12 protein-coding genes are annotated in these 14526 nt (G+C 67.9%); 10 read left to right on the forward strand and 2 right to left on the reverse strand.

The window, feature by feature from the left end; all coding sequences use genetic code 11:
- Nucleotides 1-22 precede the first annotated feature (22 nt).
- The 8 genes from K6V06_RS05315 (at nucleotide 23) to K6V06_RS05350 (ending at nucleotide 8339) form a co-directional block, all read left to right on the forward strand.
- Nucleotides 23-814, forward strand: a complete 792-nt coding sequence (locus K6V06_RS05315; protein ID WP_222240819.1) for an alanyl-tRNA editing protein — start codon at nucleotides 23-25, stop codon at nucleotides 812-814.
- Complete coding sequence (locus tag K6V06_RS05320; protein WP_255581608.1) at nucleotides 811-1485, forward strand: LysE family translocator; 675 nt, start codon at nucleotides 811-813, stop codon at nucleotides 1483-1485. The genes K6V06_RS05315 and K6V06_RS05320 overlap by 4 nt, the downstream gene beginning before the upstream one ends.
- 42 nt (nucleotides 1486-1527) lie before the next feature.
- A complete protein-coding gene (locus K6V06_RS05325; RefSeq protein ID WP_255581609.1) occupies nucleotides 1528-2520 on the forward strand; it encodes a DMT family transporter in 993 nt (330 codons plus the stop codon).
- 22 nt (nucleotides 2521-2542) lie between these two features.
- A complete protein-coding gene (locus K6V06_RS05330; protein ID WP_222240658.1) occupies nucleotides 2543-2998 on the forward strand; it encodes a RidA family protein in 456 nt (151 codons plus the stop codon).
- A gap of 88 nt (nucleotides 2999-3086) precedes the next feature.
- Nucleotides 3087-4274: a PLP-dependent aminotransferase family protein gene (locus tag K6V06_RS05335; RefSeq protein WP_222240660.1), complete on the forward strand. Its 1188-nt coding sequence runs from the start codon at nucleotides 3087-3089 to the stop codon at nucleotides 4272-4274.
- Nucleotides 4275-4378: 104 nt separating this feature from the next.
- Complete coding sequence (locus K6V06_RS05340) at nucleotides 4379-5023, forward strand: glutathione S-transferase family protein (protein ID WP_222240661.1); 645 nt, start codon at nucleotides 4379-4381, stop codon at nucleotides 5021-5023.
- 334 nt (nucleotides 5024-5357) lie between these two features.
- Nucleotides 5358-7034 (forward strand): L-lactate permease, encoded by a 1677-nt coding sequence (locus tag K6V06_RS05345; protein ID WP_222240663.1) that lies wholly within the window; start codon nucleotides 5358-5360, stop codon nucleotides 7032-7034.
- 192 nt (nucleotides 7035-7226) lie between these two features.
- Nucleotides 7227-8339, forward strand: coding sequence for a hypothetical protein (locus tag K6V06_RS05350; protein WP_222240665.1), 1113 nt, complete (start codon nucleotides 7227-7229; stop codon nucleotides 8337-8339).
- Between the two features lie 55 nt (nucleotides 8340-8394).
- Here K6V06_RS05350 and parC read toward each other — a convergent pair whose 3' ends face one another.
- Complete coding sequence (parC, locus tag K6V06_RS05355; RefSeq protein WP_222240667.1) at nucleotides 8395-10719, reverse strand: DNA topoisomerase IV subunit A; 2325 nt, start codon at nucleotides 10717-10719, stop codon at nucleotides 8395-8397.
- Nucleotides 10720-10725: 6 nt separating this feature from the next.
- Complete coding sequence (locus K6V06_RS05360; protein ID WP_222240669.1) at nucleotides 10726-12717, reverse strand: DNA topoisomerase IV subunit B; 1992 nt, start codon at nucleotides 12715-12717, stop codon at nucleotides 10726-10728.
- A gap of 314 nt (nucleotides 12718-13031) precedes the next feature.
- Here K6V06_RS05360 and K6V06_RS05365 point away from each other — a divergent pair, with 314 nt between their 5' ends.
- On the forward strand, nucleotides 13032-14243 hold the full coding sequence (locus K6V06_RS05365; RefSeq protein WP_222240671.1) for an MFS transporter: 1212 nt from the start codon (nucleotides 13032-13034) through the stop codon (nucleotides 14241-14243).
- Between the two features lie 96 nt (nucleotides 14244-14339).
- Nucleotides 14340-14507, forward strand: a complete 168-nt coding sequence (locus K6V06_RS05370; protein WP_222240835.1) for a hypothetical protein — start codon at nucleotides 14340-14342, stop codon at nucleotides 14505-14507.
- Nucleotides 14508-14526 lie beyond the last annotated feature (19 nt).

Consider the following 14526-nt stretch of genomic DNA (forward strand, 5'->3'; position numbering starts at 1 on the left):
CCCCGCCATGACCGAGCTGTCCCTGCCTGCGACGCGCAAGCGTTTCGACGACGACGCCTATCTGACCCGCTGCGACGCCACCGTGGTGGCCGTGCTGCCGGAAGGCATCGTGCTGGACGAGACGGTCTGCTATGCGCGCAGCGGCGGACAGGCCGGCGATACCGGCACCATGACGCTGCCCGACGGCACGGCGATCGCCCTGGCGGAAACCGTCTACGCGCCGGGCCGCGCGGCGGTGCTGCATGTTCCTGCCGACCCCGCGGCGGCGGCACTGGGGGGTCTCGCCGCCGGCACGCGGGTGACGGTCGCCATCGACTGGAGTCGGCGCCACCGCCTGATGCGGCTGCATACCTGCCTGCACCTGCTCGGCTCCCTGATCCCGGTCCCCGTCACCGGTTGCAGCATCTCGCCGGACAGCGCCCGGATCGACTTCGATCTGCCCGAATCGACGCTGGACAAGACCGAGCTCGGCGAGCGGCTCAACGCCCTGATCGCCGCGGACAGCCCCGTGCGGGTGGACCGCATCAGCCGCGCGGAACTGGCTGCCCAGCCGGAACTGGTGCGCACCATCGGCGCTGCGCCGCCCGAGGGCATGGAGTCGATTCGCATCATCGAGATCCCGGGCATCGACCGGCAGCCCTGCGGCGGCACTCATGTGGCCCGCGTGGGCGAGATCGGCCCGATCGCGATCGGCAAGATCGAGAAGAAGAGCCGGACCAACCGCCGCATCGTGGTGGCCTTCGCCAGCGCTGCCAGGGCCGAGGACGCACCGGCCACCGCGGGGCAAAACCCGGCAACGCGGGCGGCGGCATGATGGGCACGGAATTGTCGCAATCGATCGCAGCCTCCGGCCCGGCGTGGCTGACCGGCATGTCGCCGGCGCAGTTCATCGCGCTGCTGTCGCTGATGGTGGTGGGGTCCTTCACGCCCGGGCCCAACACCACCATCGCCGCGATGACCGGCGCCAATTTCGGCCTGCGGGCGACGCTGCCCCACTGCATCGGCGTGGCCTTCGGCTTCGCCACCCTGGTGGCGCTGTGCGCCGCCGGCGTGGGGGCGCTGGTGCTGGCCAGCCCCTTGCTGGCGGGCATCGTTCACGCGGCGGGGGTGGCCTATCTGCTGTGGCTGGCCTTCAAGCTCGCGCGCAGCGCGACGCTGGCCGACAAGCAGGTGCTGGCGCCGTTGTCGGTGTGGCAGTCGGCCGCGCTGCAGTACGCCAATATCAAGGCCTGGATGCTGGCGCTGGCGACCGCCGCCTCCTACATGACCAACGCCGCCGATCCGCTGCAGCGCGGTCTGCTGGTGTGCCTGGTGTTCGGCGTGTTCGGCTTTCTCAGCAATGGCGTCTACGGCGCGATCGGCGCGTCCCTGCGGCAGTGGCTGCAGGTCGGCGGACGCATTCGCTGGTTCAACCGGGCCATGGGGCTCGCGCTGGCCGCCACCGCGCTATGGATTGCCGTGGCCGGCCGGCCCGTGGCCGGTTGAGCGGACGGCGGCAGCCGACCATCCCCGCAAGGAATCTTCGACATGACATCGTCCCATCGCACCACCGGCGTGCAGGCGCATGCCGCCAGCGGCGGCATGCTGCTCGGACTGGCCGGCGTGGCCATCTTCAGCCAGACCCTGCCCTTCACGCGGCTGGCGGTGGCCGAGCTCGATCCGGTTCTGGTCGCACTGTCCCGCGCCATGGTCGCCGCGCTGCTTGCCGCGGCGCTGCTGTGGCACCGTGGCGCGCTGAGCGCGGCGCGGCGTCCGCGCGGTGCACAGTGGTGGCGCCTCGCCGTCAGCTCCGCCGGCGTGGTAGTCGGCTTTCCGCTGTTCTCGTCGATGGCGATGCAGGAAGTACCGGCCAGCCATGGCGCCATCGTGATCGGCCTGATGCCGCTGGCCACCGCGGTATTTGCCGCCTGGTTCGGCCGCGAACGCCCCTCCCCCGCCTTCTGGCTGGCGGCGCTGTGCGGCAGCGCGCTGGTGGTCGGCTTCGCGATGTGGCAGGGCGCCGGCGCGCTGCATCATGCCGACTGGCTGCTGTTCGCGGCCACCGTGCTCGGCGCGCTGGGCTACGCCGAAGGCGGCAAGCTGTCGCGCGAGCTGGGCGGGCTGGAGACCATCAGCTGGGCGCTGATCGTCTCGGTACCGGTGCTGGCACCGGTGGTGGCCTGGCTGGGCTTGCACCATGCGGCGCAGATCGCCGGCGCTTCCTGGCAGGCATGGGTTGGCATGGCCTACGTCTCGGTGTTTTCCATGTTCGTCGGCTTCATCTTCTGGTACGCCGGCCTGGCAAAAGGCGGCGTCGCCCGCGTCGGCCAGATACAATTGCTGCAGCCGTTTCTGACGCTGGCGGGCGGCGCGCTGCTGCTCGGCGAGCCGCTGGACCTGCCGACGGTGGGCTTCGCGGTCGCAGTCATCGCCGTAGTGGCACTCGGACGCAGGACCGCCGTGAAGGGCCTCGCCCCGGTTGCCGGCGCCCCGGCCAGGACAGGGTCGGCCGAGTCCGTTTCCGCCGCACGCCCCCAATAATCCGCAATATCAAGGAGTCTTCATGTCCGTCTACGACACCCTCTCCCGCCTGGGAATCGAACTGCCGAGCGCCGGCGCACCGGCCGCCGCCTATGTCATGGCCGCGCAAACCGGCAATACGGTCTTCCTGAGCGGCCATATCGCGCGCAAGGACGGCAAGCCGTGGGTCGGCAAGCTGGGCCAGACGCTCGGTACCGAGGAGGGCAAGCAGGCGGCGCGCGCCATCGCCATCGATCTGCTGGCTTCGCTGCATGCGCATGTGGGCGACCTGAACCGCGTCACCCGGATCGTCAAGGTGATGAGCCTGGTCAATTCGACGCCGGACTTCACCGAGCAGCATCTGGTCACCAATGGCGCCTCGGAGCTGCTGGTCGAGGTCTTCGGCGACAAGGGCAAGCACGCGCGCAGCGCGTTCGGCGTGGCGCAGATTCCGATGGGGGCCTGCGTCGAGATCGAAATGATCGTCGAAGTGCAGTAACGCATCGGCTCGCCGACACATCGACAAGCGCAACCAGGCGCATAACAAGGCGCGGTGTCGAACCGCGCAAACCAACCACGAGAACATCATGCAATGGGCCATCTCCCGCCGGGCGCAACAACTGACCAGCTCGGCCATCCGCGAAATCCTTAAAGTCACCGAGCGTCCGGAAGTGATTTCGTTCGCCGGCGGGCTGCCCTCGCCGGCAACCTTCCCCGTCGCGGCGATGGAACAGGCGGTGGCCCGCGTATTCGCCGACAACCCGCACGCCGCCATGCAGTACGCCGCCACCGAGGGCTACCTGCCGCTGCGCGAATTCGTCGCGCGCCGCCACAAGGTCGACGTCGAGCGCGTGCTGATCACCACCGGCTCGCAGCAGGCGCTGGATCTGCTGGCCAAGGTGCTGATCGATCCGGGCAGCCCGGTGCTGGTGGAAACGCCCAGCTACCTGGGCGCGCTGCAGGCGTTCTCGCTGTTCGAGCCGGAGTTCGTCTCGGTCCCCGGCGACGACAAGAGCCTGCTGCCCGACGCGCTGACGCCCGAGCTGACCGCCGGCGCCCGCTTTCTCTACGCGCTGCCGAACTTCCAGAACCCGACCGGCCGCCGCATGCCGCTGGAGCGCCGCCAGGCGCTGGTGCAGCGCGCGCGCGAACTGGGCGTGCTGCTGGTCGAGGACGATCCGTATGGCGAGCTGAGCTACACCGGCGACCAGCTGCCCTCGCTGCTGTCGATGAACCCCGACGGCGTGATCTACATGGGCTCGTTCTCCAAGGTGCTCGCGCCCGGCCTGCGCCTGGGCTACGTGATCGCCCCGCCCGACCTGCATTTCAAGCTATGCCAGGCCAAGCAGGCGTCGGACCTGCATACGCCGAGCTTTACCCAGCGCGTCGCCTACGAGACTATCCGCGACGGGTTGCTGGACACGCATATCCCGACCATCCGCGAACTGTACGGCGCGCAGTGCCAGGTGATGCTGGACGCGCTGCAGCGCCATATGCCGGAGGGTGTCACCTGGAACGCGCCGGAAGGCGGCATGTTCATCTGGATGGAACTGCCCGAGGGACTGGACAGCATGGAGCTGCTGCAGGAGGCGGTCAGGCGCAACGTCGCCTATGTACCCGGCGCACCGTTCTACGCCAACAACCCGCGCCGCAATACGCTGCGCCTGGCGTTCGTCACGGTGCCGAAGGAGCGCATCGAGCAAGGCGTGGCGATCCTGGGCGAAGTCTTCAAGCAGGCACTGGCGGCGCACGGCCAGCAAGCCAAGGCGGCCTGACGCGCCGCTGACCGCTACCATCCGCCATTGTCAGTCACGCGCGGCGGCCCTACCTCACGGGAGCCGCCGCGCGCCGATATCGTTTCTTTGTGCAAGGAGCCGGCATGCTGCGAATCTGGGGTCGTCTGTCTTCGATCAATGTGCAGAAGGTGGTCTGGTGCGCCAGGGAGCTGCATCTGGATCACGAGCGGATCGACATTGGCGTGCAGCGCGGCGACCTCGACACGGAAGCGTATGTCCGCCTCAATCCCAACCGGTTGATCCCGGTGATCGAGGACTTTCGGGGCAAGGACATCAGCGGCGAGCCGTTCGTGCTGTGGGAATCGAACGCGATCGTGCGCTACCTGTGCGCCCGCTATGGCGCCGATTCGCTGTGGCTGGAGGACGTCGAGGCGCGCGCTTCGGCCGACCGCTGGATGGACTGGCAGACCACCACCTTCAGCCCGGCGATGGTGGCGGCCTTCCTGCAGTCCGTTCGCACCGCTCCGGCCGAACGGGACGAGGAGGCGATCGTCCGTTCGTGCGCCCGCACCGAACCGCTGGCCGCGCTGCTGGACCGGGCGCTGGCGGACCGGGACTTCATCTGCGACGGCCGCTTCACCATGGCCGACATCTCGCTGGCCTGCGCCGCCCACCGGTGGCTCGGCATGCCGGTGCAGAGGGAGCCGCGCCCCAATCTGGAGCGCTGGCTGGCCGCCATGCGCGCGCGCCCGGCCGCCTCGGGGATTCTTAGCCTGCCCCTGGCGTGACCCTCGCCGCCCGTGGCAAGCCTCTTGCCACCCCTTGCGCTTTCCCTCGTTAAAAGCGACTTTTCGGTTCCGCAGCAATTGGAGTACTCTCCACTCGGACACGGCTGCCGATTGCCAGGCCCACGGGCCCTGCATCGGGTTTTCCCGGCGTGAATGGGATTCACGCCGGCCGTGATCCAATGTACGGCCGACCGCACAAGCGGCGTCCTTACAATCGATCGCTTGCCTCCGCGCGCTCTGCGGGTCACGTGACAGGTGCGCAGCGGAGACGGGCGCTCCGGCAGGGACGTTCCACAGAGAATGCCTGCCGCCCATCACTGAGGAGGATTCAATCGTGTGGAGTCAAGTCTACGACCCGCTCGGCAGCATGCTGCTGTCCACGCTCGCCGCTGGCGTGCCCGTGGCCGTGCTGCTCGGTGCGCTGGCGTTCTTTCATTTGCAGGCCCATGTGGCCGCCGGGCTTGCCCTGATCGTCGGTATCGTCATCGCCTCGGCGGTGTTCGGGATGCCGGCGGCCATGGCAGGCAAGGCGGCAGGATTCGGCATCGCGGCCGGGTTGTTCCCGATCGGCTGGATCGTGCTCAACATCATCTTCCTGCACCGTCTGACAACGCTTAACGGCTCCTTCAAGGTGCTGCAGGGCTCGATCGCCGGCATCACGGAGGACCGCCGTCTGCAGCTGCTGCTGGTGGCCTTCAGCTTCGGCGCCTTCTTCGAGGGCGCCGCCGGCTTCGGCACGCCGGTGGCGGTGACCGGTGCCATCCTGATCGGCCTGGGCTTCTCGCCGCTGGCCGCCTCGGGCCTGGCGCTGATCGCCAACACCGCCCCGGTTGCCTACGGCGCGCTGGGCTCGCCGATCATCGCGCTGTCGGCGGTGACCGGACTGGATCTGCTGGACCTGTCCGCCATGGTCGGCCGCCAGCTGCCGCTGTTCTCGGTGATCGTGCCGTTCTGGCTGATCTGGGCGTTCGCGGGCTTCCGCGGCATGCTGGAAGTCTGGCCGGCGATCCTGGTGGCGGGCGTGAGCTTCGCGATTCCGCAGTTCCTGGTGTCGAACTACCACGGGCCCTGGCTGGTGGACGTGATCGGCGCGCTGGTGTCGATGGGCTGCCTGACGCTGTTCCTCAAGGTATGGCGGCCGAAGAAGATCTGGACGACCACCAAGATCCTGGGCCGGCACGACGAGTCCAAGGTCGACGACCCCGAGGCGTTGGCGGCCGAGCAGCGCGCCAATGCCGCCTCGGTTGGCATATCGACCATCAAGGCATGGATGCCCTGGGTGATCCTGACCGTGTTCGTGTTCCTGTGGGGCATTCCGCAGGTCAAGAAGGTGCTGGACGGCATCTGGGCATGGCGGTACTCGATCCCGGGCCTGGACAAGGCCGTGATCAAGGTGCCCCCGGTGGTGCCGACCGAGGTGGCCGAAGCCGCGGTGTTCAACTTCAACGTGCTGTCGATGGCGGGCACCGGCATTCTGGTCGCCGCCATCGTCGGTGGGCTGCTGATGGGCTATACGGTGCCCAGGCTGCTGCGCGAGTACTGGAACACCATCAAGCTGGTCAAGTATTCGCTGCTGACCATCTGCGCGATGTTCGGCGTGGGCTACCTGACCCGCTATTCCGGGCTGGACGCGACGCTGGGCCTGGCCTTCGCCCACACCGGCGTGTTCTATCCGCTGTTCGGCACCATGCTCGGCTGGCTGGGCGTGGCACTGACCGGGTCCGACACCGCGTCGAACGTGCTGTTCGGCGGGCTGCAGAAAACCACCGCCGAGCAGCTGGGCCTGTCCCCGGTGCTGATGGCCTCGGCCAACAGCTCGGGCGGGGTGATGGGCAAGATGATCGACGCACAGTCCATCGTGGTCGCATCGACCGCGACCAAGTGGTACGGGCACGAGGGCGACATCCTGCGCTATGTGTTCTTCCACTCGATCGTGCTGGCGATCCTGGTGGGCCTGTTCGTGACCCTGCAGGCCTACGTCGATCCATTTACCCGGATGGTCATCCACTGATTGCCACCGGCATCGTCACACTCCTTGCGCGCCCCGCTTGCCGGGGCGTTTTTTTTGACCGCGAGCGCGGCTTGTCGCACCGGTGCGACCTTATGCTCGGAACAGTGCGGCGAGGGCAGAAATCGGAAAGCGGGCCTCGAAAGGCGGCAATGCTGCTGCTAGCGTGATGGCTAGCAAGGAGGAGCCCCCGCCATGTACCGACTCGCCCCCGCTCCGCTCGCCCTGGACAAGCTGCAACGGGCGTGGACGCCATGGATGACGCCCGACGCTGCCTGCCCTTACTTCGAACAGGCGCGCACCGTCTCCATCGGCCCTTATCAGGGTCGGCTGCACTATATCCGCTGCGGCACGATCAAGGACCAGACGCCCAATCAGTCCGTGCTGTCTGCGGTGTTCCGACCTCCCCATCTGCCGCCCGGCCCGGCGGGCGGCTCGGGTGCCTACTTCGTCCGCGCGGTCGCGTATGTCGAGGACAAGCGCCATCCGCTGCGCAAGCTGTTCGACCGGCTATTTCACGGTATCCGCTTCGACGGCAGCGTGCGGGTCGGCGCCCGGGATCTGGCGGCCTTCCTCGACATCGACGGCGCGGTTCGGGATTTGCGCTGGCAGGACGGCGAGGAGCAACCGCTGGGACCGGCGCCCGACGGCGCGGACCCCGCCCCGTCTCCCTGTTGCGATGAAGCCCAGCAGGCCAACACGCTGGAGAGCCGGCTGCAGCGCCTTTCGGCAAGAGTGGACCTGCTGCGTGCCCGCGGCGATGTCAGGCAGTTGCTGGAAGACTATAGCCGCCCCTTCGACCGCGCGACCTGGCCAGATATCGAGGAACTGCTGCCGATGCCGGAAGCGGTCGAGGCGATCTGGCGGGAACCGGCGCTGCGGCGGCGCCTGGTGGACTGCTGTCCCGACCATCATGCGCTGTACCGGCTGGCATTGACCCGGGACCCGGCGCTGGCCGATCCGAAGCCGGGATTGCGGGCGATGATGGAGGATCCCCTGCTGATGGACGGCTATGTCCTGCCGACGCTGCACATGGCGCTCGAGACGATGTCCCTTGAGGACGCGGTGCAAGCCCTCGCGCCGTTCAGAGGACTGCGCGGGCGCGGCAAGGCCCAGCTGTTCTGGGAAGATGGCGGCAAGACACCGCGCCAATGCAGGGCACTGTGGGAACTGCTGTTGAACAAGGCGTACACGGCAGACGAAAGGGCGAGCCTGGCCGTGTTTCACCCGGACCTGCCCTACCAGCGCTATATCCAGGACATGGCAGCGTTGCCCGGATGGCGGGTGAAGGAACCGGCGGCCAGCTAGGGCCGCCGGGGGCCGTCCAGGCGGGTCGTGCGCGAAGGACGCCGGGCCAGGGGCGTCAGCCGTGCCGCACCGGATCGATGCGCGGCTCCTTCAGCTTCGCCTCGATCGGCTTGCCCTTGCGCGCGCGCTTGCCGACATACGGCATCAGGTTCGCGCCCGACAGCTTCTGCGACGACGGCTTGCCGCCGCGGCCCGCGCCGGACAGCACCAGTCCGGGCGCGCCCACGCCGACCGCCTGCTGCAGCGTTTCCTTCGGCTCCAGCTCCATCAGGATCACCCCGCGGCCGCCGCCGGAAAGCACCTTGATCTCATCCAGGCCCACCAGCAGCAGCCGGCCGTTGGCCGACAGGCAGGCCGCGTGCGTCGCGTCGTCCGCCAGCGGTGCCGGCTGCAGCGGCGCGTCGCCTTCGTCCAGCGTCAGGAAGGACTTGCCGCCCTTCTGCCGGCTGGTCATGTCGGCGACCCGCGTCTGGAAGCCATTGCCGCTGCGCGTGGCGATCAGCATGCGCTGCTCCGCCGGCCCGGCGAAGGTATGCGCGATCTGCGAGCCCGACTGCAGCTCGATCAGCGTGGTCAGCGGCACGCCGTCGCCGCGGCCACCCGGCAGCCCGGCGACGGGCACCGAATAGACCCGGCCATTGGAGCCGAACACCAGCAGCGGATCCACGGTACGGCATTCGAAGGTCGCGTAGAGCGCATCGCCTGCCTTGAAGGTGAACTGCTGCGGCTCGTGGCCATGACCCTGGCGCGTGCGCACCCAGCCCTTCTGCGAGACCACCACGGTGACCGGCTCGTCGGTGACGCGCACTTCCGCCGCGGCACGCCGCTCCTCCTGGATCAGCGTGCGGCGCGGGTCCTTGTCGGCCGGGCTGTACTGCTTCGCATCGGTCTCAATTTCCTTGATGATGCGACGGCGCATCATGGTCTCGGACTTGAGCAGCACGTCCAGATCGGCCCGCTCCTCGCGCAGGTCCTTCAATTCCTGCTCGATGCGGATGGCTTCGAGCCGTGCCAGCTGGCGCAGACGGATTTCGAGGATGTCCTCGGCTTGGCGTTCGCTCAGGCCGAAGGCCTGCATCAGCCCAGCCTTGGGCTCGTCGCTTTCGCGGATGATGCGGATCACCTCGTCGATATGGACCAGCACCAGCATCCGGCCTTCGAGGATATGGATGCGGTCTTCGACCTTGCCCAGCCGGTGGCGGCTGCGCCGGGTCACCGTCTCGAAGCGGAAGGCGATCCATTCGCGCAGGATCTCGGCCAGCCCCTTCTGGCGCGGGCGGCCATCGGTGCCGATCATCACCAGGTTGATCGGCGCGCCCGTCTCCAGGCTGGTATGGGCCAGCAGCGTCTGCGCGAATTCCTGCTGGGCGATGTTCTTGCTCTTGGGCTCGAACACCAGCCGCACCGGCGCATCCTTGCCGGACTCGTCGCGCACGGTGTCGAGCACGCCCAGCATGGTCTGCTTCAATTGCAGCTGCTCGGGCGTCAGCGACTTCTTGTTGGCGCGCACCTTCGGATTGGTCAGCTCCTCGATCTCTTCGAGGATCTTCTGCGCCGAGGTGCCCGGCGGCAGCTCGGTCACCACCAGTTGCCACTGGCCGCGCGCCAGTTCCTCGATGGTCCAGCGCGCGCGGACCTTCAGGCTGCCGCGTCCGCTTTCGTAGATCTGCGCGATCTCGGCCGGCGACGAGATGATCTGGCCGCCGCCGGGATAGTCGGGCCCCGGCATATGCGCCAGCAGCTCTTCCAGCGTGATGTTGGCGTTGCGGATCATCGCCACCGTGGCGGCCGCGACTTCGCGCAGATTGTGCGGCGGGATTTCCGTCGCCATGCCGACCGCGATGCCGGACGCGCCATTGAGCAGCACGAAGGGCAGCCGCGCCGGCAGCAGCTTCGGCTCTTCCATCGAGCCGTCGTAGTTCGGCACGAAGTCGACCGTGCCCTGATCCAGCTCGTCCAGCAGCAGCTTCGAGATCGGGGTCAGCCGCGCTTCGGTATAACGCATCGCCGCCGCGCCGTCGCCGTCGCGCGAGCCGAAGTTGCCCTGGCCGTCGATCAACGGGTAGCGCAGCGAGAAGTCCTGCGCCAGCCGCACCAGCGCGTCATAGGCCGACTGGTCGCCGTGCGGATGGAATTTGCCCAGCACGTCGCCAACCACGCGCGCGGACTTGACCGGCTTGGCGTCGGCGCGCAGCCCCATCTCGTGCATCGCGTACAGGATGCGGCGCTGCACGGGCTTCTGCCCATCGGCCACCTCCGGCAGCGCGCGGCCCTTGACCACGCTGATGGCGTAGTCGAGATAGGCGCGCTCGGCATAGTGCGCGAGCGTCAGCGAATCGGCCGGTTCGTCGGCCTGGAACGAAATATCTTGTTGGTCCATGAATGATCAGATATCGGCGACGACTTCGTTGCCGCGCTCTTCCAGCCAGTTGCGGCGTTGCGCGGCCTCGCCCTTGCCCATCAGCATGTTCATCACGCCGATGGTCTGCGGCAGATCGAACTCGCCCAGTGCCACCGGCAGCAGGCGGCGCGTGTCGGGATTCATCGTGGTTTCCCACAGCTGCTCGGCGCTCATCTCGCCCAGCCCCTTGAAGCGGGAAATCTGCCAGCTGCCCTCGCGCACGCCATCCTTGACGAGTTTGTCCTGGATCGCTTCGAGTTCGCCATCGTCCAGCGCGTACAGCTTCTGCGCGGGCTTCTTGCCGCGCGCCGGCGCATCGACGCGATACAGCGGCGGACGGGCGACGTAGACGTGGCCCTTCTCGATCAGCCGCGGGAAATGGCGGAAGAACAGCGTCAGCAGCAGCACCTGAATGTGCGCGCCATCCACGTCGGCGTCCGACAGGATGCAGATCTTGCCGTAGCGCAGGTTCGACAGATCGGGCTCGTCGTCGGCGCCATGCGGATCGACCCCGATCGCCACCGCGATATCGTGCACTTCGTTGTTGGCGAACAGCCGGTCGCGCTCGGTCTCCCAGGTGTTCAGCACCTTGCCGCGCAGCGGCAGGATCGCCTGGAATTCCTTGTCGCGGCCCATCTTGGCCGAGCCGCCGGCCGAATCCCCTTCCACCAGGAACAGCTCGTTGCGGGTAACGTCGGTCGATTCGCAGTCGGTCAGCTTGCCGGGCAGCACCGCGACACCCGAGCCCTTCTTCTTCTCGACCTTCTGCGCCGCGCGGGTGCGGGCCTGCGCCTGGCGAATCACCAGTTCGGCCAGCTTCTTGCCGTACTCGACATGGTGGTTCAGCCACAGCTCCAGCGCGGGCCGGCTGAAGGTGGACACCAGCCGCACCGCGTCGCGGCTGTTCAGCCGCTCCTTGATCTGGCCCTGGAACTGCGGGTCCAGCACCTTGGCCGACAGCACGAAGGAGGCGCGCGCGAAGACGTCCTCGGACATCAGCTTGACGCCCTTGGGCAGCAGCGCGTGCATCTCGATGAAGCTCTTGACCGCCTGGAACAGGCCCTCGCGCAGGCCGGACTCGTGCGTGCCGCCGGCCGGGGTGGGAATCAGGTTGACATAGGACTCGCGCACCGGCGCGCCCTCGTCGGTCCATGCCACCACCCAGGACGCGCCCTCGCCGTCAGCAAAGCCTTCCTCGCCCGGATTGGCATCCGGATCGGCGAAATGCTCGCCCTCGAACATCGGGATCACCAGCTCGGCGCCGCTGCCCTGCGCCAGCGCCTCGATCAGATAGCCCTTCAGGCCCTGCTCGTATTGCCAGGTCTGCTGCTCGCCGTTCTTCTCGTGGATCAGCGTGACCTTGACGCCCGGCAGCAGCACGGCCTTGCTGCGCAGCAGCCGCTGCAGCTCGCCCAGCGGAATCGCCGACGAGTCGAAATACTTCGCATCCGGCCACACCTGCACGCGGGTGCCGTTCTTCTTCTCGCCGCGTTCCAGCTTGCGAGAGGTCAGCGGCGCGGTCACGTCGCCACCCGAGAAGGTCAGCGTCGAGAACTGGCCGTCGCGCCAGACCGATACGTCCAGGCGCGTCGACAGCGCGTTGGTCACCGAGACGCCGACGCCGTGCAGGCCGCCCGAAAACGCGTAGGCGCCGCCCTTGCCCTTGTCGAACTTGCCGCCGGCATGCAGCCGGGTGAAGACGATCTCCACCACCGGCACCTTCTCTTCCGGGTGGATGCCCACCGGAATGCCGCGGCCGTCATCCTCCACGCTGACGCTGCCGTCGCGATGCAGTGTCACGACGATTTCCGTACCGTGGCCGCCCAGGGCCTCGTCGGACGCGTTGTCGATCACCTCCTGCACGATGTGCAGGGGGTTGTCGGTGCGGGTGTACATGCCGGGCCGTTGCTTGACCGGCTCCAGTCCTTTCAGGACACGGATGGAGGATTCGCTGTACTGACTGGGTTTGCTCGCCATGGAGTCGTTGCTTGTGTGAATACTGCTGCGGTTGCCTGGGCGTGGCGGGGGCTTGTCGCGCCGTGCGCGGTGCGGCCCATCGCGGCCTGTTGCGGCCTGGCCCGCCAAGGCAGCCAGCATTGTAATGGAAGGGCATGATCGTTCATGGCATGCCGCCGCCGCGGCTGCCCCCTGCCGCAGCGCGCCGGCGGCCTCCTGCACATTGCGCCGGGCGGGAGTACACTCGCCGCACCGGGCGGTGCCCCTTCGGGTGGAGACCACCCGTCGCGGCAATACAACAACAGAACAACAACAGAACAACCACCGAGCCAGACATGCAATCCAAACCCCTTTCCCTGACCACGGTACTGGTCTGCGGCGGCCTGCTGGTCACCCTGTCGATGGGTATTCGGCATGGCTTCGGCCTGTTCAACCTGCCGATCACGCAGGCGCACGGCTGGAGCCGCGAGACCTTCGCCTTTGCGCTGGCATTGCAGAACCTGATGTGGGGCGCCAGCCAGCCCTTCGTCGGCGCGCTGGCCGACAAGTTCGGCGCGGTGCGCGTGATGCTGATCGGGGTGGCCCTGTATGTCGCCGGCCTGGTGGTGATGGCGCTGGCTTCCAGCGGTACCGCGTTCGCTTCCGGCGCCGGCGTGCTGATCGGCATCGCCCAGGCCGGCACCACCTACAGCGTGGTCTACGGCGTGGTGGGCCGCGTCGCCAGTCCTGAAAAGCGCGTCTGGGCGATGGGCATCACCGCGGCGGCCGGCTCCTTCGGCCAGTTCCTGATGATTCCCGTCGAGCAGGGCCTGATCTCGAGCCTGGGCTGGCAGAACGCCCTGTTCGTGCTGGCCGTGATGGCGTGCATGATGCTGCCGCTGGCGATCTCGCTGCGGGAACCGAAGGGCGCGGCGGTGCAGTCCGGTTTCCAGCAGACCATCGGCCAGGCCGTGCGCGAGGCATTCTCCAACCGCAACTTCCAGCTGCTGACGCTCGGCTATTTCGTCTGCGGCTTCCAGGTGGTCTTCATCGGCGTGCACCTCGCGCCGTATTTGAAGGACCGCGGCTTTGGCGACCCTACCGTGGCGACGGTCGCGCTGGCCTTGATCGGCCTGTTCAACGTGTTCGGCACCTATGCCGCCGGCTCGCTCGGTCAGCGCATGCCCAAGCGCTATCTGCTGTCGTTCATCTACCTGAGCCGCTCGGTGGTGATCGCCGGTTATCTGCTGCTGCCGCTGAGCGCGATGAGCACCTGGGTGTTCGCCGCGCTGATGGGCGCGCTGTGGCTGTCCACCGTGCCGCTGACCAACGGCATCATCGCCCAGGTGTTCGGCGTGCAGTATCTGTCCATGCTGTCGGGCGTGGTGTTCTTCTCGCACCAGATCGGCAGCTTCCTCGGCGCATGGCTGGGCGGCTACCTGTACGACCGCACTGGCGCCTATGATGTGGTGTGGGGCATCGCCATCGCGCTGGGTGTCATGGCCGCGCTGGTCAACCTGCCCATCCGCGAACATGCGCTGGTGCGACCGCAGCCGGTCGGTGCCTGATGCCGGCCGCTGATGTTGGCCGCTGATGTCGGCCGCTGATGTTGGCGCTGATGTCGGCGCTGATGTCGGCCCCACCGCTTCGATGAGGATCGCCGCGTGACCACGACCGCCCGCAACCATCCCGCCCGTCCCGCCGCCGGCCTCGCCGCGCGGGTGCTCGCGGCCATTGCCGCGGCAGCGGTGCTCGCGGCGGGCTTTCTTGCCTACCTGCAGCCGGGCTTCATGGTCGACCTGACCAATATGGTGATTGCCTGGTGCGGCTAGCGCGCCGCGGCGGACGCGG

Origin of the sequence: Cupriavidus sp. AU9028 (assembly GCF_019795295.1) — a bacterium.
Classification (GTDB): Bacteria; Pseudomonadota; Gammaproteobacteria; order Burkholderiales; family Burkholderiaceae; genus Cupriavidus.